Below are 24,522 nucleotides of genomic sequence, written 5' to 3'. Positions count from 1 at the left end.
ACATTGTGTTACATATGCGTTCCGCTTTACTCACGCCAAAAAACAATGAAAACGCTCAGAAAACAGCCTGGGCAACTCACTGATGCCAGAGGGTTTCGGAGAGGTTGGCAATCTATACACAGGGATAAAAAATGACATACAAATTGCGCACATTAACCCAGGCTATTGCTCTGGGACTGGTCGTTGGCAGTGCTTCTTTCGCTGCCCAGGCTGAGATCACATTGTTGAAGCAGGACCCACAGGCCGGCGATCCGTTGAGCCGTCTTAACTTTACCGTTGGCGGCAGCATCCGCCCGCAGTTCAACAATATGACCGGCGATGGCGATAAGGGCTCTTACAAACGTAACGGTTTCGACGGCGGCACCCGCTTCCGTTTTGCCGCCGATTACTACCTGTTCGACGATATTAGCTGGATCAGCTATTACGAGCTGGGTGTCAATATTCCTGCGCTGTTCAACTGGGATAACCACTACGCCGACGGCGCCAATGACACCAGCCGCCGTATGCTCTACACCGGCCTGAAAAGCAAAACCTGGGGGCAGCTGACCTTCGGCCAGCAAAACAGCATTTACTATGACGTGGTCGGTGCCAAAACCGATATCTGGGACTATGACATGTTGGCTCAGGCGCCAGGCAACGGCATCAACGGCGATTACGACGGTTCCTACCGTTCACGCAAGATGCTGAAGTACAAAAACAGCTTCGGCGATGCGGATGTTTATGCCTCTTACCTGTTCAGCGATGGCGAATACCTGCCGGGCAACGGTCTGCGCTATAAACGCCAGGGCGGCGGCTCACTGGGCGTGGACTACCATCTGACACCGGATCTGACCTGGGGTACCGCGTGGAACTATACCCGCGCCGAGATGCGCAATCCTTCCACCAGCGGCTCGAAAAATTACGATCAGAATATTGTCGGTACGGCGATCAGCTGGAAGCCGGACAACTGGACCCTGACCTTTGGCGGTGGTTGGTACAACAACTTCCTGACCACCAAAAAAGCCAACGTTAACGACTACTTCGCTGGCGATGCCTGGGGGATTGAATATCTGGCGGGGTATACTGTGCCGGTAGGCCAATATGCGGTGAAATCCGTGATGCCGTACTTTATGGGTGACCGTCTTGAGTACGTAACCGGCCGCAACTATCAGCGTATCGATAACGGTCTTGGCGTGACGGTACAATTTGATTACGGTTTCCGTGTGGACGTGGAACACGTACTGACGTCCAGCACCGATAACCTCGGCGACATGACTCTGGTGCGTTTGCGCTACGATTTCTGATTATCACCGATGTAAAAAAGGCCGCTTATGCGGCCTCTGACTGCTGACAAAATCCTCTGCACTTAAACGTTATGTTTTGTGCGCTCATAGAAACAAAGGATTCGGTCTTCAGGGTTTCCCCAAACACCCGAAAACCACGCTTTTCGGGTGTTTGTCATCTAACTAAGGCCGCTTATGCGGCCTTTTTCATTGCTGATCCGGTATCAGAATCCGCCGCGTGCCGACCGGCCCACCGCTTCACCCAACTGCCAAACCGCCATCGCATAATGGGTGCTGTGGTTGTAGCGAGTGATGGTGTAGAAGTTTGGCAGACCGTACCAATACTGATAACCGGTGCCAACATCCAGACGCAGCAGGCTGGCTTCCTGATTGTCGCCCAGCGATCCCTGTGGGCTCAACCCGGCCTCCGCCAGACTGGCGACGGAATAGCGGGTTTTAAACCCATTTTCCAATCCTGGCGCCTGGCCATTTGCCTGTACTGCCACGGGTTCACCCTTGGCCCAACCGTGTGCTTTAAAGTAGTTGGCAACGCTGCCGATGGCATCCACCGGATCCCACAGGTTGATGTGGCCGTCACCGTTGAAGTCAACCGCATAGCTCTTGAATGAAGACGGCATAAACTGACCGTAACCCATTGCCCCGGCGAATGAACCTCGCAGCTCCAGCGGGTCATCCCCTTCTGTGCGCGACATCAGCAAGAAGGTTTCCAGCTCGCCGGCAAAGTAGTCGGCGCGACGCGGATAGTCGAAGGCCAGCGTCGCCAGCGCATCGATAATGCGGGTTTTACCCATCACGCGGCCCCAACGGGTTTCAACGCCGATAATGCCGACAATGATCTCCGGCGGCACGCCGTAAACCTGATAGGCACGCTGCAACGCGTCCTGGTACTGATTCCAGAACTGCACGCCGTTTTGCACGTTGTCCGGGGTGATGAATTTATTACGATAACGCAACCAGGAGCCGTTTGGCCCGGTCGGTCCCTGGGTGCTTGGCGTCGGCGCCTGACGATCCATCAGCCGCAGCACGGAATCCAGCCGACGGGCCTGCGCCAATACGTCATGCAGTTGCTGGCGATCGAAACCGTGCTCCCGCACCATTTTATCGATAAAGCGGGCGGTGTTCGGGTTATTGGCGAAATCGCCGCCCAACGGCTGACCGGAATGCGCCGGCGTCAACAGGAATCCTCCTTTTACGGCGTTGTCCTGAGGCACGGCCGGGGTCGACTTCGGCCCGCTGCTACAGGCAGTGAGTAAGGTAAGCAGAGGGAGAAGAACAACTAAATGACGCATCGGATATCCATATAAGCCAGGCCAGTGATAAGTGTGGGTTATGTTAATCCATTGTCGGGTGCGAACAAACTGGATTATGTCGCTCATCACAGAGCAACAAGTCGAAGTATTTTCGAAATGTGATGCAAAGCACAGAAACAAAGCACCACTTAGGGTAAGTCCGCGATACAGACAAAAACCTAAACCTTGATTAAATGAGATAAACTCTCATTTTGACTCGACGCAAAGCCCCCTACGCTGCTTTTTTAGCGGCTCTTCCCGTCGGCAATGACTGATACAACGGAGTGTAATTTTGGATTCTCTCGGACAGATCGCTAAAAACACCTTTAAAAAATGTATTACTCGCCGCACCTACCTTTTCTCCATGCTTATTTTCGCCGCTGGCCTGATCTTGTTGTCCTATCTGTCGCCCTATCTGGATGAAAATCTGTTTCGTGTCTACGCACACAGCGACATCGGCGAGTTTTTTGCGGTGTTCGTCTACCTGCTGTGCATAATGCTGTGGTCGCTGAGCTGGATAGGGTTAACCCTGTGGTTTGTCGCCCGAACCGCCTTTCGGTTCAACGACATCGGCACGCTCGGTTGGCCGCTGGCCCTGATGCTGTATGGACTTAGCGTGGTGAATAACTACCATCCCGGCCCTGTCGAACGCTGGCTGATCCTGATAAGCCTATTAGGGCTGCTGTGCGCACTGCTGCTGCCCTCAGGGTTCCTGGCACGTAAGGCCGGTTAGACGCGTCGCCGCTGGCTATCTGCGGGGCAAGCGGTCACAATGCCACATCTCTCCCGGCCCAAACAGGAAATGCCATGTCTTGCCACTACCCCGCCCATTACGCCTTCGATAACGAAAGCGACGCCTGGCAGATTCACTTTCGCGATTTTCCTGAACAGCAGGCCGCCTGCTATAAACGTGAAGATATCGAGCTGGAAGCGCAGGAAAGCCTGCTGCTTGCTATCGCCATGGAAATGGAAGAAGGCCGTACGGTGCCTGCCCCTTCCCCTGCTCTGCCGGATGAATTGGCTATCCACCTGCCGGTGTTGGTGAAGCTAAAACTCGAACTGCATAACATTATGCTGGCCGGTGCCACCTCCAAAGCCGATCTGGCGCGCAAACTGGGCTTTAACGCCGGCCAGATGGATCGCCTGCTGGATGTGGCCTATGCCTCAAAGGTGGAAGCGCTGGAACAGGCGCTTTACCTGTTGGGCTATGAAGTCCAGACCTCGGTAGCAGAAGTTCGCCGGGGTTAAGAAAAATATTTTTGTCGGGGGCTAAATATTCTTCACTTTTCGCCGATGTGTTCGTTACCGAATCACCAAAAGCAAAAAGTGAAGGCTAAAAATGGAGTGGAGTCGCCGCAATATCTGGACCGTTATTCTGCTGTCGTGCCTTGTCTTCTGGGTCATCCTGCTGACCGGCGCCAACGCCGTCGCCTGATCCCTTTTCATAACATCACAGCAAGCATAATTATAAGGCCCGCGTCAGCGGGCTAATCCTCTTTTGCCTGATAAAAAAGGTAAATAAAAATCGTTTAAAAACAGTTAGCACTGGTTAATAAATCGCCAAAAAATGTGATCAAAAACACAGTATTGTAATCAGGCTGGCAATGGGAGTACATTAGCGCCGATCCTGTCGTGGTTCATGTTTTACCTCAAGGACTATGAAGCACGACGACCGGGTAATCCGTGGCCGAGGACGTTGTTCTTCCTTTTGAAGGATCCGCCTATTTGCCCTGGACTACCCACAAAATACTCAGCACAACAATCGGGATCATTGGCTTGCGAGGGACTCCAAACGGGAGTTGTTCAGTGAAATATTTTGTTATGGGCGTTTCATTCATGTTGGTGACATGGATTGGCACCTTTATGCTGATGGTTGCATAACCAAGGCATGACCGGGAATTTAGATAAAGGGGCGCACCAGCGCCCCTTTGTTGTTTCTGCTCCCCGGCTATTTCCCCGGCATCATGCGGCGCAAGGTATCGTCCTTACGCAGATAGTGGTGGTACAGCGCCGCCAACGCATGCGCGCCAATAATAAAGTAACCGGTATTGGCCAGGGTCTCATGCGTACTTTTGATTATCCGGCGCAACCACGGATCCGGCGTAACGAACTGCGGGACCTGCCAGCCCAGCAAAACCCACTCCTTTCCCCCGTAAGCCAGCGTCAGTACGCCCAACACCGGCAACGTTAGAAACAGCAGATAGAGCAACGCATGAAAGATTTTGGCGCCCCATTCCTGCCACTCTTCCAGCGGCGGTGTGGTTGCCGGCGTAGCATAACGCCGACGTAATCCCAGCCGGATGAACATCAGCAAAAAGACCGCCAGGCCAAAGTTAAAATGCAGATTTTTTACCAGCGACGCCAGATCATCCGGTACCGAGTTCTTCAGCAGCATCGCCGCGTAGGTGAGGATCACCATCAGCAGCGTCAGCCAGTGCAATACAATTTGCGATTTTGCGTAACGATTACCCATACAGGCTTCCAAATAAATAAAGAAAATCTTATTGGATCATAGTGGGTAAATAATGAAGAAAACCTTAGCGGGAAGAAAAAAGCCGGCGCGAATGCACCGGCCTGAAGGCATTACTTGGTCGCAGCCGAGGTGCTGCTCTTGGCCGGCTTGATCAGCCCGTCAGCACGGAACATCGCTTTGATACCGCGAACCGCCTGGCGGATACGATCCTGATTTTCAATCAATGCAAAACGCACGTGGGTGTCGCCATAATCGCCAAAGCCGATGCCTGGCGATACGCAGACCTTGGCCTCCGCCAACAGGCGTTTGGCAAACTCCAGCGAACCGAGATGCGCATAAGGCTCGGGGATTTTGGCCCAAACGTACATCGAAGCTTTCGGATTTTCCACCATCCAGCCCGCCTCATGCAGCCCTTTGACCAGCACGTTACGGCGCTGGCGATACTGTTCTGCAATATCCAGTACGCATTGCTGGTCGCCTTCCAGGGCAGCAATCGCGGCGACCTGCAGCGGGGTGAACGTCCCGTAGTCGTGATAGCTCTTGATGCGTGACAGTGCGTTGACCAGCTCCGGGTTGCCGACCATAAAGCCGATGCGCCAACCCGCCATGTTGTAGCTTTTCGACAGGGTGAAAAATTCTACCGCGATATCTTTGGCACCCGGCACCTGCATGATCGACGGCGCTTTCCAGCCGTCATAAACGATGTCGGCGTAAGCCAGATCGTGGATCACCAGCACGTCGTATTGCTTGGCCAGCGCCACCACGCGTTCGAAGAAGTCCAGCTCAACGCACTGGGCGGTAGGGTTCGACGGGAAGCCGAGGATCATCATTTTCGGACGCGGAATGGTTTCACGAATGGCGCGCTCCAGCTCACCAAAGAAATCCACGCCGTCCACCAGCGGCACAGAACGCACCTGCGCGCCGGCGATTACCGCACCGTAAATATGGATCGGGTAACTCGGGTTCGGCACCAGCACGGTATCGCCATGATCGAGCGTCGCCAGCATCAGGTGCGCCAGGCCTTCTTTCGAACCAATGGTGACAATGGCTTCAGTTTCGGGATCGATCTCCACCTGGTAGCGGTCGGCATACCAGCGTGAAATCGCACGGCGCAAACGCGGGATACCGCGCGAGGTAGAATAGCCGTGGGTGTCGTCACGCTGCGCAACGGTGCAGAGTTTTTCCACAATGTGCGGCGGCGTCGGCCCGTCGGGGTTGCCCATGCTGAAATCGATAATATCCTCGCCGCGACGGCGTGCAGCCATCTTGAGTTCGGCGGTGATGTTGAATACGTAAGGGGGGAGACGTTCAATACGCGTGAAACGGCGTTGCGGACTATTATCAGCCATAGGGACCTCAAAGTGACGTTAGCGCCCGGACCATCCGAGCGACGCTGGCCAATCTGTCGATTGACCGGATATTGAACATATCTCAGCCCCGGCAGGCTTGTCGATACCTCGCGCAATATTTTTATTTACCGGCCCTGAACTCCCTCGCCAACAGCCCGAACTGCCAGTCATCGCGCCATTGCCCCGCCAGCCGGTAGTTATCGCGCAACGTCCCCTCCAGCAAGAAACCGCATGACTCCAGCAGTCGGCGCGAGGCGATATTACCTTCGGTCACGGTGGCCGTCAGCTTATGAAAATCGCAGGCGTTAAAACCGAAATCCAGCACCGCCCGCAACGACTCCTTGCCGTAGCCCTTGCCCTGCCCGGACGGCAAACTGCCATAGCCCACTTCCGCCTGTTGGTAAGGTAACCACTGCGGGCGAAAACCGGTCATCCCTACCACTTCTCCACTGGCCTTTTCTCGCATTACCAGGCACAACCACTGCTCCCCATATTTGTCCCAGACGGGGAGTCTGGCTTCAAAGCGCGTGCGAATTTCTGCTTCACTGAGCGGATCGGCGATATAACGAATCACCTCGGGATCCTGATACAAGCGCAGAAACAGCGGCCAATCGTTGGCCGTTATCGACTGCAGGGTCAAACGTTCAGTGACCAGTTTCATCTAAAATCTCCGAAAAACGAAAATGAGGAAGTTACGAATGAAAGATATCCCTTTATTTTCCTCTATTAAATTCAGATAATCATTAACGTCAAAACAACAAAACCATAACGCCTTACCCGGTCCCCTACAACCGTCCGTCGTTGCCCAGCGGCAGCGCGAGGAGAACACCATGGCTTCCTTACTGATTGACGATATTCCCAGCGCCATTACCGCCGTTAAAAGGCAATTGCGACAGGCTTTGCCAAATTATCGCGAAACCTTTCTGGCGCTGGAAGACAACATCCGCCAGCAGGTTGAACAAATTCGCCAGGAACTGGCCGCCGGTCAGAACCCGGTGCCGCAAATCGATGCCGAAGATATTCTGCAGCAACGCGTCAGCGAGCAGCAAAAAGCCTTGATCAAACAGCGTGGTGCCTGCGCCATCCGCGGCGTGTTTCCTCGCGATAAAGCCGAAGCCTGGAACCGGGAAGTCGGCAACTACCTGGAGCGCAACAACTTCGTTGAACGCCTGAAAGGCGCTGCCGAAGATAACTACTTCGGTAAACTAGCCGCCAGCAAACCGCAAATCTACGGTATTTACTGGTCAAAACCGCAGGTGGAAGCACGTCAGGACGCGCGCATGCACGCTGTGCAGGTGTTCCTCAACAGCCTGTGGGAAACCGAGAGTAACGGCAAACAGCACTTTGACCCGACGCGCGTTACCACCTATGCCGATCGCACCCGCCGCCGTCCGCCAAACTCCTCTTCGCTCGGCCTGTCGCCGCACGTCGACAGCGGCACCATCGAACGCTGGCTGGATGAGAATTTCCGTTACGTCTATCGTCACGTGTTCTCAGGCAACTGGCAGGCTTACGATCCCTTTGCCGCCGATGGTCGCACCGAAGTACGTGAAATCGCGTCACCGGCGGTGTGTTCGATGTTCCGCACCTTCCAGGGCTGGACAGCATTAACGCCGCAGCGCACCCACGCCGGCACGCTGAACCTGGTGCCGATTGCCAACGCCATGGCCTACGTGTTGCTGCGTGCGCTGCAGGATGACGTCGCGGATGACGATCTGTGCGATGCCGCACCAGGCCGGGCGCTGTCGATCTCCGAAAAATGGCATCCCCTTTTATTAAGTGGGATTTCCCCTATTCCCGATTTGGAACCGGGCGACACGGTGTTCTGGCACTGCGACGTGATCCATGCGGTGGAAAACGAGCATAACGGCGAGTTCGACAGCAACGTGATGTACATCGCCGCCGCACCGGGCTGCGAGAAGAACGACGCTTACCTGCAACGCCAACTGCCCAGTTTTATGAGCGGTAAAACACCGCCTGACTTCGCCCCCGATGATTTCGAGGTGGATTTCGACGGGCGCGCCACGGTCGACCTGTTGACCCCACTCGGCAAAGAACAGTTAGGCATCAAATAAGCGCGTCCCCGTGGTGCGCCGCCGGCCGCCACGGGGCCAATCCGCTGTGATATACTCCGCCCTATCTTTCCGCCGCAGCGAGAGCCCGTCGTGCACCCTTTTTTTGAAATGCTGTTAGCGGTATTCGATCGCGCAGCGCTGATGCTGATCTGCCTGTTTTTCCTCACCCGCACCCGGTTGTTCCGCCAGTTGCTGCAAAAAGAGGACCATACGCCGCTTGAACTGGGCATGGTCACCGCCATTTTCTCGCTGTTTGCGCTGTTCAGCACCTATTCAGGCGTCAACGTGGAAGGCTCGCTGGTCAACGTGCGGGTGATCGCCATCATGGCCGGCGGCATCCTGTTCGGCCCCTGGGTAGGGATAGTCACGGGGATTATCGCCGGGGTGCACCGCTACCTGATTGATATCGACGGTATCACCTCGGTTCCCTGTCTGATCACCAGCATCATTGCCGGTATCAGCGCCGGCTATATCAACCTGAAGGTGAAGAAAGAGCAGCGTTGGCGCGCCGGGATCGTCGGCGGCATGCTGTGCGAATGCCTGACCATGCTGTTGATTGTGCTGTGGGCCAAGCCGACCGAGCTGGGGCTGGATATTGTCTCCAAAATCGCCCTGCCGATGATCCTCGGCACGGTGTGCATCGGCCTGATCGTGCTGCTGGTGCAGAGCGTGGAAGACGAAAAAGAAGTGATTGCCGCGCGGCAAGCCAAGCTGGCGCTGGATATTGCCCGCAAAACGCTGCCCTATTTCCGTAATATCAACAGCGAAACGCTGGCCACCATTTGCGACATCATTCGTCATGACATTCAGGCCGATGCGGTGGCCATCACGGATACCCACCAGGTGCTGGCCTACGTCGGCGTGGGCGAAGAGGCATACCCCATTGGGCGTGAAGGGCTGAGTCGCGTCACCCGCGAAAGCATCCGGCACGGCAAGATCATCATCAAAAATAACCTGGAAAACCCGGCCACGCCGCAGATCCACTCGCAGTTGGTGATCCCACTGTGGGAAAAGGGAGAAGTGACCGGCGCGCTGAAAATTTACTACTGCCACGCCCACCAGATCACCAATACGCTGAAGGTGATGGCGGTCGGTCTGTCGCAGATCATCTCCACCCAAATGGAGGTCTCGCGTATTGAGCATCTGCGTCAAATGGCGGACAAGGCGGAAATGCGCGCCCTGCAGAGCAAGATTAATCCCCATTTCCTGTTCAACGCCCTGAACGCCATTTCGTCCTCGATCCGCATCAATCCGGACACCGCTCGTCAGCTGATTATCAACCTGTCGCGCTACCTGCGTTATAATTTGGAGCTGAACGACGAGTTGATCGACATCCGCAAGGAACTGCATCAAATTCAGGATTACATCGCCATCGAACAGGCGCGTTTCGGCGCCAAGCTGACGGTGATCTATGATATCGATGACGACATCTCGGTGCGTATTCCCAGCCTGCTGATCCAGCCGCTGGTCGAGAACGCCATTGTGCACGGCATTCAACCGTGCAAGGGCAAAGGGGTAGTGGTGATTGCGGTGAAAGATCAGGGCGATCGAGTCAGGATTTCGGTCAAAGATACCGGTCACGGTATCGACCCGCAGGTCATCGAACGCGTCGCCCGCAACGAGATGCCTGGGCACAATATCGGCCTGCTGAACGTGCATCATCGCGTCTCCCTGCTGTACGGCGAAGGGTTGCGAATTCGCCGTCTGGAACCCGGCACCGAGATTGCCTTTTACATCAGCAAAAACGGCGGCAAACTGCCGGTGGATAACAGCGCGCTGCCAGCCGGAGAGCCATCATGAAAGCCATCATTGTCGAAGACGAGTTTCTCGCTCAGGAGGAGCTCAGTTATCTGATCAAGAAACACAGCAATATCGTCATCGAAGCCACCTTCGATGACGGGCTGGACGTGCTGAAATACCTGCAAAACCATCAGGTAGACGCCATTTTCCTCGACATCAATATTCCGTCATTGGACGGCGTACTGCTGGCGCAAAACATCAGCAAATTTGCGCACCGGCCTTCGATAGTGTTTATCACCGCCTATAAAGAACATGCGGTGGAAGCGTTCGAAATCGAAGCGTTTGACTACATCCTCAAGCCCTATCACGAGGCACGCATCGTCACCATGCTGCAAAAGCTGGAGGCGCTGCATAACCGCCCGGCCAACCTGCCGGAACAGGCCAGCGCACCGAACCGCAGCAGCCACAGCATTAACCTGATCAAAGACGAGCGGATTATCGTTACCGACATCAACGACATTTACTATGCCGCTGCCGATGAGAAAGTGACGCGAGTTTACACCCGGCGCGAAGAGTTTGTGATGCCGATGAACATCACCGAATTTTACGGCCGCCTGCCCGAGGAGCATTTCTTCCGCTGCCACCGTTCCTACTGCGTCAATCTGTCAAAAATTCGCGAGATCGTCCCTTGGTTCAATAACACCTATATTCTGCGGCTGAGCGACCTCGATTTTGAAGTGCCGGTCAGCCGCAGCAAGGTCAAAGAGTTTCGCAAGCTGATGCGCCTGTAATCGCCAGCGGCTACCAGCGTGGCCCCGGCCCGTAGTAATAACCTGGCGGTGGCGGAGGCGGCATGCGGTAATGCGGGCGATCGCGCCATTCGCGCCGTGGCGGACCGTAATAGATCACCCGCGGTGGTGGGCCATAGTAATAGCCACGCGGACGTTCATAGCCACGATGTTCAGCCCACCAGCGTGGATCGCGCCAGCGACCGCCGTCCCAATAGTGACCGCGATTATCGCGATCGCCGATATGCAACGAAAGCCCCGGCACATTCACACCGATGGACACGTCCGCATGGCTCACTAACGGCAGCGACAGCAGTGCGGCCAGTAACAACACTGTTTTTTTCATCTTAACGACTCCTGCAAAGCGGAACCCGTCCGTTCACCGCTAACATAGGCCTGTGCCCGCCGCCGCTCTATAGGAACAGTGCCCATTTACGCCTTTCGCACACATCCTTCACAATTTACCCACAATCTTGCACCGATGATTTACAATAAATCGCTGATATTCTTGATGTAGATCACGTGGCATCAGCTGCATTTCATCCCCTTTTACCCCCTAAAACGGCAACTCATGCGCTGCCAGATGCATTTCATTCCTTCCCTTGTGCAACTCATTCCCGATCCGCCGCCGAGTGGTACTACCAGCCATATAATATGCCCATACCGCGGGGCTACAGACGCTACCGCAAATTCTCGCCAACGGCTGACCGCCCGGCAATACACACACAGGAAGGAGACCGGCCATGAACACTAAACCGGTAAATCGCAGCTTAATCGTTCTGGGCACCATCATCTGCCAGATGGGTCTCGGCACTATCTATACCTGGAGCCTGTTCAACCAGCCGCTGGTCGACAAGTTCCACTGGGGCCTCGGTGACGTCGCCACCACCTTCTCCATCACCAGCTTCTTCCTGGCCTTCGCCACCCTGTTTGCCGGCAAACTACAGGAACGCTTCGGCATCCGTAACCTGACGCTGTTCTCCGGTATCCTGGTAGGTCTGGGGCTGATTGCCAGCGCCTACGTCAGCTCGCTGGACATGATTTACCTGCTGGCCGGCGTGGTGGTCGGTTTCGCGGTAGGTATCGCCTATATCTCTACCCTGTCCAACCTGATCAAATGGTTCCCGGCCAACAAAGGCTTGATCTCGGGTATCTCTGTGGGGGCTTTTGGTAGCGGCAGCCTGTTGTTCAAATACGTCAACGCCGCGCTGATTGCCGACGTGGGCGTCTCCAGTGCCTTCTTCTACTGGGGTGCCATTGTTATGGCGCTGATTGTTCTGGGCTCCCTGCTGCTGAAAGAACCCGTATTGGCAAGCAAATCCGCACAGCAGAGCGCGGGGAACCTGGGCAACGACTTCAGCGTACGCCAGATGCTGGCGACCAAAGAAGCCTACCTGCTGTTCATGATTTTCTTCGCTGCCTGCATGAGTGGTCTCTACCTGATCGGTATCGTCAAAGATATGGGCGTGCAACTGGCCGGAATGGACCTGGCGACCGCCGCCAACACCGTGTCCGCCGTCGCTATCTTTAACACCGCAGGCCGCATCATTCTGGGCACGCTGTCTGACAAAGTGGGCCGTATGCGCGTCATCAGCTTCACCATGCTGGTTACCGTGCTGGCGATTGTGGCGCTGAGCTTCCTCACCCTGAATCACACACTGTTCTTTATCTGCGTCGGCGCAGTCGCCTTCTGCTTCGGGGGCAACATCACCGTGTTCCCAGCGATTGTCGGTGACTTCTTCGGCCTGAAAAACCACAGCAAAAACTACGGCATCATCTATCAAGGCTTCGGTTTGGGCGCGCTGGCGGGGTCATTTGTCGCCAAATACTTCGGCGGCTTCCACGCGACCTTTATGGTGATTGGCGTGCTGTCCATCGCTTCCCTGATTATCACCTTGTTCATCAAGGCACCGAAAGCGGTAGCGCAGGAAGAAGAAACATTCGAGCCGGCGCATCTGGCTAAAGCCTGATAGCTTAGACGGCAAAAAGGGGCGCAACCCACTGGGTTGCGCCCCTTTTTTATCGCTGCGTCAGGTTACAGATGCATCCCCAGCGTCTGGCGCAGGTGGGCACCGGCACCCAGCAAGCCCGGTTGGCCATGGGTGATCATGAATACCGGGATCTCACGTACATAATCTTTGAAACGTCCTTTATCCTCGAACGCCGCACGGAAACCGGAAGCTTTAAAGAATTCCATAAAGCGCGGCACAATACCCCCGGCGATGTAAACGCCGCCAAAGGTCCCCAGGTTCAACGCCAGATTGCCGCCGAAACGGCCCAAAATTACGCAAAACAGCGACAGGGCACGACGGCAATCGATGCAGCTGTCGGCCAATGCGCGCTCGGTAATGTCCTTCGGCTCCAGCTTTTCCGGCAGCCGGTTATCCGACTTGACGATAGCGCGGTAAAGATTGACCAGGCCCGGACCGGACAGGACGCGTTCGGCGGAGACATGACCCACTTCGGCGCGCAGTACCTCCAGAATGATGTCCTCTTCTTCGCTGTTCGGCGCAAAGTCCACGTGACCGCCCTCGCCCGGCAGGCTCACCCAGCGGCGGTTAACGTGCACCAGATGCGCCACCCCCAGGCCAGTCCCGGCACCGTATACCGCAATAGGTTTGTCTTTTTGCGCGTTACCGCCGCCGAACTGCAACACGTCGTCTTCTGACAGCATCGGGATCGCCATCGACACGGCGGTGAAGTCATTGATCACTTCCAGATGGCTCAGCCCCAGGTTGGCCTTCATCTCTTTAATCGAAAACGCCCAGGTGTGATTGGTCATGGCAACCCAGTCTTCGGTGACCGGGCAGGCAATCGCGATACAGGCGTCCTGCACCTGAATATCATGCTCTTGCAAATATTGGCGGATCACCGCCTCCAGACTGTCAAACTCCAGGCCGGAATAGGTTTTCACCTGGGTAATTTCACCCGTCGCCACAGTGCACAACGCCAGGCGGGCATTGGTGCCGCCTACATCACCTACGAGGGCATAGGTCATCAGTATCTTCTCCGCAAAATGAATAATAGAAAGCTGCCCACACTGTAAAATCCCGCCGCAAAAACAACAATCACCATCCTCCGCGCTGCCGTCCATTAGCGATCCAGATCACAAAAAACGTTTCAGCCTGGCGGCTTCAAGGCGATTTGAAACAAATTGCGGCAAAAAACGTCGCGCAGTGGCTGTTAACCGTCATAACTCGTAGGCACTATTACTCCGCTGTGGACCTGGCCCAGCCGGAAATTTCTTTGCGTGCCAGCGTGTCGATTGTCTGGCAAGCTAGCGCTATAACCCAATCACCCGTTCGCCCTGCCAGCCAGAGGGCCATTGACAAGGGATCCCCGCATGTTGCACCCGCGCGCCAATGCCATGTTGGCCTTCGCTCTGCCTGCTCTCATTATCGGTTCTGCCTCAAGTTTGGTGCTCATTCTGGTGATGAAGTTCGCCGAGGCCCTGCAGCGGCTGCTCTGGGTCAATGTTCCCGCAGCGTTGAATATTGACACTCACTCCCCCTGGTGGCTGGTGGGCATGTTAACGCTCACCGGCGTCGCCGTCGGGCTGATTATCCGTTTTCTCCCCGGCCATGCAGGGCCGGATCCGGCGACCGAGTCTTTGATCGGTATGCCGTTGCCGCTTTCTGCGGTGCCTGGGCTGGGGCTGGCGTTGATTATTGGCCTGGCGGGCGGAGTCAGTTTGGGGCCGGAAAATCCGATCACCGCCATCAATATTGCGCTGGTGGTGGCGGCAGGTTCGCGTTTGCTGCCGAAAGTGCCGCGTATGGACTGGATTATTCTCGCGGCGGCCGGCACCATCGGCGCGCTGTTTGGCACCCCGGTCGCCGCGGCGCTGATCTTTTCGCAAACCCTGGCGGGCAATAATGACGTTCCCTTGTGGGACAGGCTATTTGCCCCGCTGATGGCGGCAGCGGCGGGAGCGGTCACCACCCAGCTATTTTTCACCCCGAATTTCTCACTGCAAATTGATGCCTATGCCGCGACCCGGCTGGCAGATATTTTCAGCGGCTCGATAGTCGCCCTGATCGCTATCGCGCTGGGTATGGTAGCCGTGTGGAGTTTTCCGCACATTCATCGCCTATTTCATTCGATTAAGAATCCGGTGCTGATGCTGGGGTTAGGCGGCTTTGTGCTCGGCCTGCTGGCGCTGATCGGCGGTGAAATCACGCTATTCAAAGGGCTGGACGAAATGAAGCAGTTAGCCATCGGTGAGAATTTCTCCGTCACGGAGCTGATGCTGATTACGCTGACTAAACTGGCGGCGCTGGTGATTGCCGCTGCCAGTGGCTTTCGCGGCGGGCGCATCTTCCCGGCGGTGTTTGTCGGCGTAGCCTTGGGGCTGATGCTGCATCAGCACGTGCCGGCCGTGCCGGCAGCCATTACCGTTTCCTGCGCCATTATGGGGTTGGTACTGGTGGTCACGCGTGACGGCTGGCTCAGCCTGTTTATGGCCGTTGCGGTGGTGCCGGAGCTGCATCTGCTGCCGGTGCTGTGCATCGTGATGCTGCCCGCCTGGCTGGTGCTGGCGGGCAAACCGCTGATGCTGGTGGGCAAGGGCAAACAGCTTCCCCCGCGCGAAGATTAAGCCAGCGCGAATTCCGCTGCGGCGCGCGCATGGATTTCGGTGGTGTCGAATACCGGCACTGACGCATCTTGCGCGCTGACCAGCAGGCCAATTTCGGTACAGCCGAAAATAATGCCCTGAGCCCCCTGCTGCTCCAGATCACCGATAATGCGGCGATACTCGTCACGCGACGCATCGCGGATTTTACCCAGGCACAGTTCTTCATAAATAATGCGGTGCACAATGTCACGATCGGCGGCTACGGGAGTGACCACCTCGATACCGTGCTTTTCCTGCAGTCGCCCACGGTAGAACTCCTGCTCCATGGTAAAGCGCGTACCGAGCAGCCCAACGCGACGAATATCCTGTTGGCGCACCTGCAGCGCGGTGGCGTCGGCGATGTGGATCAGCGGTAAACCGCTGGCCTGCTCGACCGCATCCGCCACCTTGTGCATGGTGTTGGTGCAAATGACGATGGCCTGCGCACCGGCGGCGCGTAATGAGGTCGCCGCATCAGCCAACAAGCGCCCGGCACCGGCCCAGTCGCCCTGATGCTGCAGGCGTTCCACCTCGTGAAAGTCGACGCTGTAGAGCACGATTTTAGCGGAATGCAGACCGCCCAGCCGTTGCTTAACCTGTTCATTGATCGTGCGGTAATAAGGAATGGTCGATTCCCAGCTCATACCGCCCAGCAGTCCCAGCACTTTCATCATTGCTCCTCGTTTCATCGCCGTAATTCTTCGACATTACCTCAGAATCACGGCGGATACGACGGCTTATTTCGCGCCGGAATTCACCGGCTGGCGCGCCTCGAACCAGCGCTGACGCAGCGTGTCGTACACCCAGTTATAGAGCATGGTGTACGGCAGGAAGAACAGGAAGAAACCGATCTCCAGCATAAAGGCCTGAACGAAAGAAATGCTCAGCATCCAGGCGGCAATCGGCACGCCGATCAGCACAAAACCGGCCTCAAAGCCCAGCGCGTGAAACACCCGCACTTTAAGATTACGTGCCACACGGCTCACCGGCCACAGGCGGTCAAATACCGTGTTATAAACCATGTTCCAAACCATGGCGACGGTGGATAACATCACCGCCAACGCACCGATCTGCACCATCGAACGGTTGAGCAGCCAGGCGCCCAGCGGGGCGCAAATCATCACTGCGATAGCCTCAAAACCGACGGCGTGGACGATACGTTCAATGAAAGACTTGTTTTGCAGTTGCATACATCACCTGTTTTTTTACCTTATTAATTTATAGGGGCGCTGCAAGCCGCGCCCGTGTTACCAGGAGCGGATTTATTCGCCTCCTATGAAAACCAGGTGATTATCATCGAGTTTTTGAGTAGATTAAAGATAGGTTCCATCTATAAAGTAGATACATCATGCGCTACTCCCCCGAAGCTTTGCTGGCCTTCGTTGAAGCCGCCGCCCTGGGCTCTTTTTCCGCCGCGGCCCGTAAGCTGCGTAAAAGCCAGTCGACCATCAGTACCGCCATCGCCAATCTTGAGGCCGATCTGGGTTTGATCCTGTTCGATCGCCAGGCACGCCAGCCGGTACTGACAGCCGCTGGGCGGAAAGTGCTGGGCCATGTACAGGAAATTCTTGCGGCCAGCGAACGGTTGGATGCCCTGAGCATTCGGCTGGCGGACAATATAGAGCCGCGCTTAAGCGTAGTGTTTTCCGATACCTATCAGCCGAAACACCATGACCGGCTGATGCAGCAGTTCGAGCAGCGTTATCAGGATATCGAACTGGAGTGGATGATCGCTGAAGAAGGTGACGTGATTGACCTGCTGCAAATCGGTCGCGCGCACCTGGGCATGGTTGAGGTGCAAAAACAGTATCCGCCAGACATCGCCTTTGCCCGGCTGCCGGAGCAAACCGAAATGGGGCTGTTCGTCGCACATTCGCACCCGATGGCGCAAACTGCCTCGCCCACGCCTGAACAACTGTCCAGCACGCGGCAACTTATCCTGAACACCTATACCGGTGCCGAAACCGCCCGCTCCGGCGGGCTGGTATGGTCAGCCCCCAGCTATCTGCTATTGCTGGAAATGGCGGAACAAGGGTTTGGCTGGGCGGTACTGCCCCGCTGGCTGGTGCAGCAATACGGTCACCACAGGCTCACCGAGCTGCGTCCGCGCGGCTGGCCCAAGCTGATATCGGTGGATGCGGTTTGGTCTAAGCTGACCCCGCCGGGACCGGCGGGGTACTGGATGCTGGAGCGGCTTTTGGAAAGCTAACAGGTTCAGGCCGCCGCGTTACGTGACTGAAGGGCACTTGAGATCGTTTGCAGCAGTTCGGGAATGTCCATCTTCGGCAGCACCACTTCGACAAAGGCCAGCTGTGGGCTGTCGGCCACTTCGCTCAGCACCTGGCGCAGCTGTTCCGGTTCGCTAACGCGTAACGCTTTCACTTGGCGTTCAGCACCTAACGCCTGCGGCAGTTGGGTCCAGTTCCAATGAGCGATGTCGTTATAACGCTGGTTCGGGCCGTGGATTGCCCGTTCAATGGTGTATCCGTCATTATTCAGCAGGAAGATCACCGGCTTTAGCCCATCGCGCAACATCGATCCCAATTCCTGCACCGTCAGCTGTGCTGAACCGTCGCCGATCAGCAGCACCACTCGCCGCTCCGGCTCCGCCGTCTGTGCACCGAACGCCGCCGGCAGTGTGTAACCGATAGATCCCCACAGCGACTGGACGATGAAGCGGCAGCCTTGTGGCAAGCTTAGCGATGCCGCGCCAAAACAGGCGGACCCCTGCTCGGCGAGCAGGATATCGCCCGGCCGCAAAAAGCCCTGTATCTGTTGCCAGAAACCGTGCTGATCCAGACCGCTGCCGTTCGGATCCGGCAACGCTGAACGTTTAATCTCTGACCGTTGCCATTGGTTGGCCAGCGACAAGGTTAACTGGTGTAACGCGATAACCGCGTCACGCATCGGGATTTGACTGAATACCTGCTGCCCCACACGCGATTCAAAGGGCTGAAGATCAATACATTTCTCGGCAGGAAGGTGCTGACTGAATCCGGCGGTAATGGTATCGGTAAAACGTACGCCAACATTAATGATCACGTCGGCGTTCTCGATCAGCTGTTTTACCTGTGGCTCGCTAGCCGCACCGACGTAGGTCCCGGTGAAACAGGCATGAGTTTCGTCCAATACGCTCTTGCCAAGCAGCAAGGTTGAATGCGGCATATCCACCTCATTCATCCACTGCTCCAGCACCTTTTCAGCACCGAAGCGTTCGGCCAGGAAATCGGCCAACAGGGAAACCCGCCGGGCCGGTAACAGCAACTCCCGTGCGGCGGCGATAAAGCCCTGCAGTGATGCCGGTGAAAGATTGGCCTGTCGTAGCATTAATGGGGCAGGCTTTGACACCAGCGGCGCTTCAGCTACGTCGCTCGGCAGCAGCAGATAGACCGGACGACGCTCGAACAGCGCGGTAGTCAGCAGGCGATCTATTTCCCCTTCGGCGTTATCGGCGGTGAGGCTGGCCTGAGCCACGGTCACCTCTTTCGCCATGCGGGCGAAGTGACCAAAATCCCCGTCGCCCAGGGAGTGATGCAACAATTCTCCAGCCCGTTGCGCACGCAGAGCCGGGGCGCCCACCACGTGGATCACCGGCAGGTATTCGGCATAGCTGCCGGCAATACCGTTGACCGCGCTCAATTCACCTACGCCAAAAGTCGTCAACAAGGCAGCGGCGGGTTTACAGCGCGCGTAACCGTCAGCAGCATAGGCGGCATTAAGTTCATTGGCGCACCCTACCCAGGTGATTTGCGGGTGATCGATCACGTGATCAAGAAACTGCAGGTTATAGTCACCAGGCACGCCAAAGAAGTGCCGGATGCCGATCTGAGCTAAACGATCGAGTAGGTAATCAGCCACCGTATAGTTCTTATTCATGATCATCACCTGCCAAGGGTTAGGATTTTCAGTATTAAGTATCGAAGATGTTGTATAAATTTCGAACTTTATGTCTGAAAGGTAACTGGAAACCCTGCGTTACATCCCTGCCCCATTGGCTGGCATTGGGCCGCTCTGATAAGCCATGTTGATATACAGGCTGTTTAGCGTGATCGCAGCCTCTGACAAATGCGGTGAAAGCGCATACACTAAAATTCATTTCACCTCCGCTGAAAAGGGTTCGTATGCTCTACCAGGCTGATTCTTCACGTTATCAAAGTATGGAATACCGTCGCTGCGGCCGCAGCGGGCTAAAGCTCCCGGCCATTTCACTTGGCTTATGGCATAACTTTGGTGACGTCACGCTGTATGACAATGCTCGCAAGCTGATCCACTGCGCGTTTGATCTCGGCATTACCCATTTCGATCTGGCCAACAATTATGGCCCGCCGCCCGGCTCCGCCGAGGAAAACTTCGGTCGCATTCTCAAGGCGGATTTGAAGTCCTGGCGCGATGAACTGATCATCTCGTCAAAGGCTGGTTACACCATGTGGCCCGGGCCTTATGGGGATTGGGGCTCGAAAAAGTACCTGGTCGCCAGCCTGAATCAAAGCCTGCAGCGCATGGGGCTGGAATACGTGGACATCTTCTATCACCATCGACCGGATCCGGATACGCCGCTGGAAGAAACCATGGCCGCCCTGGATTTGCTGGTACGACAGGGCAAGGCGCTTTACGTCGGGTTGTCCAACTACCCTGCCGATCGTGCGCGCCAGGCGTTCAGCATTCTGCAGCAGCTCGGCACGCCCTGCGTGATCCATCAGCCGAAATACTCCATGTTCGAACGTTGGGTGGAGCCAGAATTGTTGGATACGCTGGAAGAACACGGTGTGGGTTCTATCGCCTTCTCACCGCTGGCCGGCGGCCTGTTGACCGATCGTTATCTGCAGGGCATTCCCCAGGATTCACGCGCTGCCAGCGGCAGCCAGTTCCTGCAACCCGATCAGCTCACCGAGGATAAACTGGGAAAAATTCGTCGACTTAATGCACTGGCGCAGCAGCGCGGACAGAAGCTATCGCAAATGGCGCTGGCCTGGGTATTGCGTGGCGATCGCGTCACTTCGGCACTGATTGGCGCCAGCAAGACCAGCCAAATTGAAGACGCCGTAGGCATGTTGGCTAACCGCACCTTTACCGATGATGAAATTAAGCAGATCGAGCAAATATTAATGTAATCGCTTACAATTATCGCCGGTTTATCGCCGGCGATAACGCCGGCCGCGCCAGACAAATCTTAAATCACTCTCCCTGCCCCGTTTTTAAGAATGCCGCTAAGATTCAACCCTATCCACAAAGGCTAATATGCCGATATTGCAGGTAAAACTATAAGGCTGTTTTATAAACTGATGAACGCGCTTCATTAATTGTAAAACCGGCCAAGCCGCTACGGCGGAAAGGAGCATTCATGTTTAAACCTCTGTTATTGGCCGCTCTGTTGGTGGTGTCAACGCTGCCTGCCATCCAGCCAGCGCAGGCGGAAGGGCTGAGTATCGATCTGATGCCGGGCGTCTCATTACGTATCGGTGAGCAAGACAATCGCGGCCGTTACTGGGACGGTTATGACTGGCGCGACCGCGACTGGTGGCAGGGCCATCAGGGTCGGTACCTGGGTGAACGCAATCGTCGGGGCTACAACTGGGATGGTTATCGCTGGCGCGACAACAATTACTGGCGCAAGAATTATTACTATCATGAGGGGCGCTATCGTAAATACGATAAGCACTATTATAAGCACCATGAGAAGCATCACGGGAAAGGCCGACGTCATGACGATCGCGATCATCGCCACCATGACCACGATGATTGACGGCCAAAGGCCGTCAGCCCGCCTAATCTCCCGCATTTAACAGAGCGAGAAACCCGGGGCGCCCGGGTTTCCGCTGATATTGAGCTTGAGTGAACCGCATTAGACTCAATGTCGGCCTTTCATTTGGTGTCCGCTCAGAGAAGGCTGCTGACCAGCAGGTAGCCGTTCAGCCCAACCACCACCAGCACGATCACTTTCCCTATCGCCTGTATGCTGCGGCTGTTGACCATCTCCCCCATCAGCTCGCGGTTGCCGGTGAACGACAACAGCGGCACCAGCGCCAGCGCAATACCGAAACTCAGCAGCACCTGGCTCAGTACCAGAATACGCGTAGCGTCCATGCCCATCATAATGACGATAAACGACGGCAGCATGGTGACCACCCGGCGCACCCACAGCGGAATATAAAAGTGTACAAATCCCTGCATCACAACCTGCCCTGCCAGCGTCCCCACCACGGTGGAAGATAATCCGGCAGCGACCAGACTCAGTCCGAAGATGGTCGCTGCCGCCTGACCCAATAGCGGCTGCAGCGTCAGATAAGCCTGATCGAGATCGGCAATGCCGCTGTGGCCATTAAAATGGAAGGCCGCAGCGGCGGTAGCCATCATCGCCAGGTTAACAAAACCGGCTATGGTCATGGCAATGGCGACGTCAAACTTGGTGGCCGCGTAGCGATCGGCTTTTGAATGCTCACCGCCGGTCTGGGTTAATGACGAATGCAGATAAATCACGTGCGGCATGATGGTGGCGCCGAGCACCCCGGCAGCCAAAAATACCGCGTCGCCGTTCGGCAGGTCCGGTATCGCCATGCCTTTCAACAAAGGCTCCAACTGCGGTTGTGAAAATACCAATTCCACCATATAAGCTGCGGCAACAAACAGCAGCAAACCGCCGATCACCATTTCCAGCGGTTTCTGCCCGCGTTTTTGCAGCATCAGGATAAGGAACGTGGCGATACCGGTCAGGATCGCCCCTTCCAGCAGCGTGACGCCCAGCAGCAGTTTGAAGCCAATCGCTGCACCAATAAACTCGGCCAAATCTGTGGCCATGGCAATGATTTCCGCCTGAACCCAATAGGCCCAAACCGCCGGACGCGGGAAACGATCGCGAATGTGCTCTGCCAGATTTTTACCGGTGGCAATACCGAGTTTTGCGGACAACAGCTGGATCAACATCGCCATGACGTTGGCCCACACCACCACCCACAACAGGGTGTAGCCAAAGGAAGCGCCTGCCTGGATGTTGGTAGCAAAATTACCGGGATCGATATAGCCGATAGCCGCTATGAATGCGGGGCCCATCAAGGAAAGTTTGATCTTCCTGGCAGGGCGACTGGTGGTTTCAACCACATCACTGTTCAGCATGTTCTGAACCCTTACTTCTATTAAGCCTGTGGTTATCTTATGTAAATGATAATAATTATCAAGTGCATTTAGAGCGGTAATGCTTATCTCTGCGATAGAAAATAACCACGGGTTTAACGAAGGGTTTGGCGGGTAAGTGAACATTTACCGCACTGAACGAAGTTCTATCCTGGGAAAAATCCTTTGGATGATCCATTTAGCGCAAGAATATGAATTTCATATGGATTGATTAACCTCTTGATTTTTTATGCTTTACCGTACAAGTTTAAGATGTTTCCCCCTATGATTTTCCATATTTGCAATAGAGCTCTCGTTTTTAAACGTGGCGTTACATAAAATGACATCCGAAATTCAGCCTGCCTCAAGTTTGGAGCAAACATGTCCCATATTGCGCACTTTGCGTTGGCGTTAGTGGTCGTCGCGATCCTGGCACTTTTAGTGTGTCGCGATCGTAAAAGCATCCGCATTCGCTATGTTATTCAACTGTTGGTTATTGAAGTACTGCTGGCCTATTTTTTCCTGCATTCGGAAGCGGGTTTAGGCTTTGTAAAAGGATTTGCCGCGCTGTTTGACAAGCTGCTCGGGTTTGCTGGGCAAGGGACTGATTTTGTATTCGGCGGTATGGGCGACAAAGGTCTGGCCTTCTTCTTCCTGAAGGTACTGTGCCCAATCGTCTTTATCTCTGCGCTGATCGGTATTCTGCAATACATTAAAGTACTGCCGTTTATCATCCGCATTATTGGTACCGTGCTGTCAAAAGTAAACGGTATGGGCAAGCTGGAGTCCTTCAACGCCGTCAGCTCGCTGATCCTGGGCCAGTCTGAAAACTTCATCGCCTATAAAGATATTCTGGGCAAGATGTCAGAAAAGCGCATGTACACCATGGCGGCAACCGCGATGTCCACGGTTTCCATGTCCATCGTCGGCGCTTACATGACCATGCTGGACGCCAAGTTTGTGGTGGCGGCGCTGGTACTGAACATGTTCAGCACCTTTATCGTGCTGTCATTGGTCAACCCGTATGACACCAGCAAAGAAGAAGAACTGCATCTGGGCAACCTGCACGAAGGCCAGAGCTTCTTCGAAATGCTGGGCGAATACATCCTGGCGGGTTTCAAAGTCGCGATTATCGTTGCTGCGATGCTGATCGGCTTTATTGCCCTGATCGCCGCGCTCAACGGCCTGTTCAGCGCCATCTTCGGCCTGAGCTTCCAGGAAATCCTGGGCTACTTCTTCTATCCATTCGCTTGGATTATGGGTATTCCTAAACACGAAGCGTTGCAGGTTGGCAGCATCATGGCGACCAAGCTGGTTTCCAACGAATTCGTGGCGATGATGGAGCTGCAGAAGGTTTCTGCTGAACTCTCTCCGCGCAGCCTGGGTATCCTGTCGGTGTTCCTGGTTTCCTTCGCCAACTTCTCTTCCATCGGCATCGTAGCCGGTGCGATTAAAGGGCTGAACGAGCACCAGGGCAACGTGGTTTCCCGCTTTGGTCTGAAGCTGGTTTACGGTTCTACGCTGGTCAGCATCCTGTCTGCGTCGATCGCAGGCCTGGTTCTGGGCTAAGCTTAAAAGCCAGTCATGCAAAGGTCGCTTCGGCGGCCTTTTTTATTGCCTGCGATTCTTCTGTAACTGCTGGCATAACAGGAGGCGTTACGGTGATTCAATATGGGAAAAGACAGAAAGCAAAAAGCCGACCCTAAGGTCGGCTTTTTAAATGGTGGTGGAGCTAGACGGGATCGAACCGTCGACCTCTTGCATGCCATGCAAGCGCTCTCCCAGCTGAGCTATAGCCCCACA

23 protein-coding genes and 1 tRNA gene are annotated in these 24,522 nt (G+C 55.4%); 13 read left to right on the top strand and 11 right to left on the bottom strand.

The window, feature by feature from the left end:
- Positions 1-131: 131 nt before the first annotated feature.
- Positions 132-1,283 (top strand): porin, encoded by a 1,152-nt coding sequence (locus AC1RKG_RS19840; RefSeq protein WP_020827937.1) that lies wholly within the window; start codon positions 132-134, stop codon positions 1,281-1,283.
- 203 nt (positions 1,284-1,486) lie between these two features.
- Here AC1RKG_RS19840 and mltB read toward each other — a convergent pair whose 3' ends face one another.
- The gene (gene mltB, locus AC1RKG_RS19835; RefSeq protein ID WP_115058383.1) at positions 1,487-2,572 is read right to left on the bottom strand and encodes a lytic murein transglycosylase B; all 1,086 of its coding nucleotides are present in this window, start codon (positions 2,570-2,572) and stop codon (positions 1,487-1,489) included.
- 292 nt (positions 2,573-2,864) lie between these two features.
- Here mltB and AC1RKG_RS19830 point away from each other — a divergent pair, with 292 nt between their 5' ends.
- The 3 genes from AC1RKG_RS19830 to ypdK all read left to right on the top strand — a co-directional run bounded on the left by AC1RKG_RS19830 (position 2,865) and on the right by ypdK (position 4,453).
- Positions 2,865-3,305: a DUF805 domain-containing protein gene (locus AC1RKG_RS19830; RefSeq protein WP_493183624.1), complete on the top strand. Its 441-nt coding sequence runs from the start codon at positions 2,865-2,867 to the stop codon at positions 3,303-3,305.
- 74 nt (positions 3,306-3,379) lie between these two features.
- On the top strand, positions 3,380-3,820 hold the full coding sequence (locus AC1RKG_RS19825) for a type II toxin-antitoxin system HicB family antitoxin (protein WP_020827940.1): 441 nt from the start codon (positions 3,380-3,382) through the stop codon (positions 3,818-3,820).
- Positions 3,821-4,378: 558 nt separating this feature from the next.
- Positions 4,379-4,453: a membrane protein YpdK gene (gene ypdK, locus AC1RKG_RS19820; protein ID WP_104410986.1), complete on the top strand. Its 75-nt coding sequence runs from the start codon at positions 4,379-4,381 to the stop codon at positions 4,451-4,453.
- 67 nt (positions 4,454-4,520) lie between these two features.
- On the opposite strand, the gene AC1RKG_RS19815 is transcribed toward ypdK, so the two are convergent.
- From AC1RKG_RS19815 to AC1RKG_RS19805, 3 genes are all read right to left on the bottom strand, one after another.
- Positions 4,521-5,045, bottom strand: a complete 525-nt coding sequence (locus AC1RKG_RS19815; RefSeq protein WP_020827942.1) for a cytochrome b — start codon at positions 5,043-5,045, stop codon at positions 4,521-4,523.
- A 110-nt stretch (positions 5,046-5,155) separates the two neighbouring features.
- Complete coding sequence (gene alaC / locus AC1RKG_RS19810; RefSeq protein WP_493183623.1) at positions 5,156-6,394, bottom strand: alanine transaminase; 1,239 nt, start codon at positions 6,392-6,394, stop codon at positions 5,156-5,158.
- A gap of 121 nt (positions 6,395-6,515) precedes the next feature.
- Positions 6,516-7,055 (bottom strand): GNAT family N-acetyltransferase, encoded by a 540-nt coding sequence (locus tag AC1RKG_RS19805; protein WP_115058379.1) that lies wholly within the window; start codon positions 7,053-7,055, stop codon positions 6,516-6,518.
- A gap of 169 nt (positions 7,056-7,224) precedes the next feature.
- On the opposite strand from AC1RKG_RS19805, the gene AC1RKG_RS19800 reads away from it, so the two are divergent.
- The 3 genes from AC1RKG_RS19800 to AC1RKG_RS19790 all read left to right on the top strand — a co-directional run bounded on the left by AC1RKG_RS19800 (position 7,225) and on the right by AC1RKG_RS19790 (position 11,000).
- On the top strand, positions 7,225-8,469 hold the full coding sequence (locus tag AC1RKG_RS19800) for a DUF1479 domain-containing protein (protein ID WP_046373009.1): 1,245 nt from the start codon (positions 7,225-7,227) through the stop codon (positions 8,467-8,469).
- A 108-nt stretch (positions 8,470-8,577) separates the two neighbouring features.
- Positions 8,578-10,269: a sensor histidine kinase gene (locus AC1RKG_RS19795; RefSeq protein WP_041415550.1), complete on the top strand. Its 1,692-nt coding sequence runs from the start codon at positions 8,578-8,580 to the stop codon at positions 10,267-10,269.
- Complete coding sequence (locus AC1RKG_RS19790; RefSeq protein ID WP_020827947.1) at positions 10,266-11,000, top strand: LytR/AlgR family response regulator transcription factor; 735 nt, start codon at positions 10,266-10,268, stop codon at positions 10,998-11,000. The genes AC1RKG_RS19795 and AC1RKG_RS19790 overlap by 4 nt, the downstream gene beginning before the upstream one ends.
- Before the next feature lie 10 nt (positions 11,001-11,010).
- Here the strand turns inward: AC1RKG_RS19790 and AC1RKG_RS19785 are convergent, their stop codons facing one another.
- The gene (locus AC1RKG_RS19785; RefSeq protein ID WP_020827948.1) at positions 11,011-11,343 is read right to left on the bottom strand and encodes a DUF2502 domain-containing protein; all 333 of its coding nucleotides are present in this window, start codon (positions 11,341-11,343) and stop codon (positions 11,011-11,013) included.
- A gap of 397 nt (positions 11,344-11,740) precedes the next feature.
- Between AC1RKG_RS19785 and AC1RKG_RS19780 the strand changes: the two genes are divergently transcribed.
- Entirely contained in the window at positions 11,741-12,967 is a 1,227-nt protein-coding gene (locus tag AC1RKG_RS19780) for an L-lactate MFS transporter (RefSeq protein WP_020827949.1), read from the top strand.
- 65 nt (positions 12,968-13,032) lie between these two features.
- Here AC1RKG_RS19780 and glk read toward each other — a convergent pair whose 3' ends face one another.
- Positions 13,033-13,998 (bottom strand): glucokinase, encoded by a 966-nt coding sequence (gene glk, locus AC1RKG_RS19775; protein ID WP_493183645.1) that lies wholly within the window; start codon positions 13,996-13,998, stop codon positions 13,033-13,035.
- A 342-nt stretch (positions 13,999-14,340) separates the two neighbouring features.
- On the opposite strand from glk, the gene AC1RKG_RS19770 reads away from it, so the two are divergent.
- Positions 14,341-15,594 (top strand): ion channel protein, encoded by a 1,254-nt coding sequence (locus AC1RKG_RS19770; protein WP_020827951.1) that lies wholly within the window; start codon positions 14,341-14,343, stop codon positions 15,592-15,594.
- Here AC1RKG_RS19770 and AC1RKG_RS19765 read toward each other — a convergent pair.
- Both AC1RKG_RS19765 and AC1RKG_RS19760 read right to left on the bottom strand, forming a co-directional pair.
- Positions 15,591-16,283, bottom strand: coding sequence for an aspartate/glutamate racemase family protein (locus AC1RKG_RS19765; protein ID WP_129983438.1), 693 nt, complete (start codon positions 16,281-16,283; stop codon positions 15,591-15,593). The genes AC1RKG_RS19770 and AC1RKG_RS19765 overlap by 4 nt on opposite strands.
- Positions 16,284-16,349: 66 nt before the next feature.
- The gene (locus tag AC1RKG_RS19760) at positions 16,350-16,802 is read right to left on the bottom strand and encodes a multidrug/biocide efflux PACE transporter (protein WP_020827953.1); all 453 of its coding nucleotides are present in this window, start codon (positions 16,800-16,802) and stop codon (positions 16,350-16,352) included.
- A 158-nt stretch (positions 16,803-16,960) separates the two neighbouring features.
- Between AC1RKG_RS19760 and AC1RKG_RS19755 the strand changes: the two genes are divergently transcribed.
- Complete coding sequence (locus tag AC1RKG_RS19755; protein WP_174574502.1) at positions 16,961-17,821, top strand: LysR family transcriptional regulator; 861 nt, start codon at positions 16,961-16,963, stop codon at positions 17,819-17,821.
- Positions 17,822-17,826: 5 nt separating this feature from the next.
- Here the strand turns inward: AC1RKG_RS19755 and AC1RKG_RS19750 are convergent, their stop codons facing one another.
- Positions 17,827-19,488 (bottom strand): alpha-keto acid decarboxylase family protein, encoded by a 1,662-nt coding sequence (locus AC1RKG_RS19750; RefSeq protein WP_493183622.1) that lies wholly within the window; start codon positions 19,486-19,488, stop codon positions 17,827-17,829.
- 245 nt (positions 19,489-19,733) lie between these two features.
- Here AC1RKG_RS19750 and mgrA point away from each other — a divergent pair, with 245 nt between their 5' ends.
- The gene (gene mgrA / locus AC1RKG_RS19745) at positions 19,734-20,723 is read left to right on the top strand and encodes an L-glyceraldehyde 3-phosphate reductase (protein ID WP_493183621.1); all 990 of its coding nucleotides are present in this window, start codon (positions 19,734-19,736) and stop codon (positions 20,721-20,723) included.
- A gap of 230 nt (positions 20,724-20,953) precedes the next feature.
- Positions 20,954-21,355 (top strand): DUF2502 domain-containing protein, encoded by a 402-nt coding sequence (locus AC1RKG_RS19740; protein WP_020827957.1) that lies wholly within the window; start codon positions 20,954-20,956, stop codon positions 21,353-21,355.
- A 134-nt stretch (positions 21,356-21,489) separates the two neighbouring features.
- On the opposite strand, the gene AC1RKG_RS19735 is transcribed toward AC1RKG_RS19740, so the two are convergent.
- Entirely contained in the window at positions 21,490-22,722 is a 1,233-nt protein-coding gene (locus AC1RKG_RS19735) for an Nramp family divalent metal transporter (protein WP_020827958.1), read from the bottom strand.
- A 378-nt stretch (positions 22,723-23,100) separates the two neighbouring features.
- On the opposite strand from AC1RKG_RS19735, the gene AC1RKG_RS19730 reads away from it, so the two are divergent.
- Positions 23,101-24,288 (top strand): NupC/NupG family nucleoside CNT transporter, encoded by a 1,188-nt coding sequence (locus AC1RKG_RS19730; RefSeq protein WP_020827959.1) that lies wholly within the window; start codon positions 23,101-23,103, stop codon positions 24,286-24,288.
- 155 nt (positions 24,289-24,443) lie between these two features.
- Here AC1RKG_RS19730 and AC1RKG_RS19725 read toward each other — a convergent pair.
- A tRNA-Ala gene (locus tag AC1RKG_RS19725) sits at positions 24,444-24,519 on the bottom strand.
- Positions 24,520-24,522 lie beyond the last annotated feature (3 nt).

The organism is Serratia sp. GW822-FHT06D09, assembly GCF_058799515.1.
The sequence above is the reverse complement of the archived record's forward strand: the minus strand, read 5'-3'. Positions and strand labels throughout refer to the sequence as shown.

What these genes read in the sequence shown, in the direction of transcription:
- AC1RKG_RS19815 (WP_020827942.1), bottom strand. Translation starts at nt 5,045, where the DNA reads ATGGGTAATCGTTACGCAAAATCGCAAATTGTATTGCACTGGCTGACG.
- AC1RKG_RS19765 (WP_129983438.1), bottom strand. Translation starts at nt 16,283, where the DNA reads ATGAAAGTGCTGGGACTGCTGGGCGGTATGAGCTGGGAATCGACCATT.
- AC1RKG_RS19780 (WP_020827949.1), top strand. Translation starts at nt 11,741, where the DNA reads ATGAACACTAAACCGGTAAATCGCAGCTTAATCGTTCTGGGCACCATC.
- AC1RKG_RS19840 (WP_020827937.1), top strand. Translation starts at nt 132, where the DNA reads ATGACATACAAATTGCGCACATTAACCCAGGCTATTGCTCTGGGACTG.
- mgrA (WP_493183621.1), top strand. Translation starts at nt 19,734, where the DNA reads ATGCTCTACCAGGCTGATTCTTCACGTTATCAAAGTATGGAATACCGT.
- alaC (WP_493183623.1), bottom strand. Translation starts at nt 6,394, where the DNA reads ATGGCTGATAATAGTCCGCAACGCCGTTTCACGCGTATTGAACGTCTC.
- AC1RKG_RS19730 (WP_020827959.1), top strand. Translation starts at nt 23,101, where the DNA reads ATGTCCCATATTGCGCACTTTGCGTTGGCGTTAGTGGTCGTCGCGATC.
- AC1RKG_RS19785 (WP_020827948.1), bottom strand. Translation starts at nt 11,343, where the DNA reads ATGAAAAAAACAGTGTTGTTACTGGCCGCACTGCTGTCGCTGCCGTTA.
- AC1RKG_RS19735 (WP_020827958.1), bottom strand. Translation starts at nt 22,722, where the DNA reads ATGCTGAACAGTGATGTGGTTGAAACCACCAGTCGCCCTGCCAGGAAG.
- AC1RKG_RS19750 (WP_493183622.1), bottom strand. Translation starts at nt 19,488, where the DNA reads ATGAATAAGAACTATACGGTGGCTGATTACCTACTCGATCGTTTAGCT.
- AC1RKG_RS19790 (WP_020827947.1), top strand. Translation starts at nt 10,266, where the DNA reads ATGAAAGCCATCATTGTCGAAGACGAGTTTCTCGCTCAGGAGGAGCTC.
- AC1RKG_RS19770 (WP_020827951.1), top strand. Translation starts at nt 14,341, where the DNA reads ATGTTGCACCCGCGCGCCAATGCCATGTTGGCCTTCGCTCTGCCTGCT.
- mltB (WP_115058383.1), bottom strand. Translation starts at nt 2,572, where the DNA reads ATGCGTCATTTAGTTGTTCTTCTCCCTCTGCTTACCTTACTCACTGCC.
- AC1RKG_RS19825 (WP_020827940.1), top strand. Translation starts at nt 3,380, where the DNA reads ATGTCTTGCCACTACCCCGCCCATTACGCCTTCGATAACGAAAGCGAC.
- AC1RKG_RS19760 (WP_020827953.1), bottom strand. Translation starts at nt 16,802, where the DNA reads ATGCAACTGCAAAACAAGTCTTTCATTGAACGTATCGTCCACGCCGTC.
- AC1RKG_RS19755 (WP_174574502.1), top strand. Translation starts at nt 16,961, where the DNA reads ATGCGCTACTCCCCCGAAGCTTTGCTGGCCTTCGTTGAAGCCGCCGCC.
- AC1RKG_RS19795 (WP_041415550.1), top strand. Translation starts at nt 8,578, where the DNA reads ATGCTGTTAGCGGTATTCGATCGCGCAGCGCTGATGCTGATCTGCCTG.
- AC1RKG_RS19805 (WP_115058379.1), bottom strand. Translation starts at nt 7,055, where the DNA reads ATGAAACTGGTCACTGAACGTTTGACCCTGCAGTCGATAACGGCCAAC.
- AC1RKG_RS19740 (WP_020827957.1), top strand. Translation starts at nt 20,954, where the DNA reads ATGTTTAAACCTCTGTTATTGGCCGCTCTGTTGGTGGTGTCAACGCTG.
- AC1RKG_RS19800 (WP_046373009.1), top strand. Translation starts at nt 7,225, where the DNA reads ATGGCTTCCTTACTGATTGACGATATTCCCAGCGCCATTACCGCCGTT.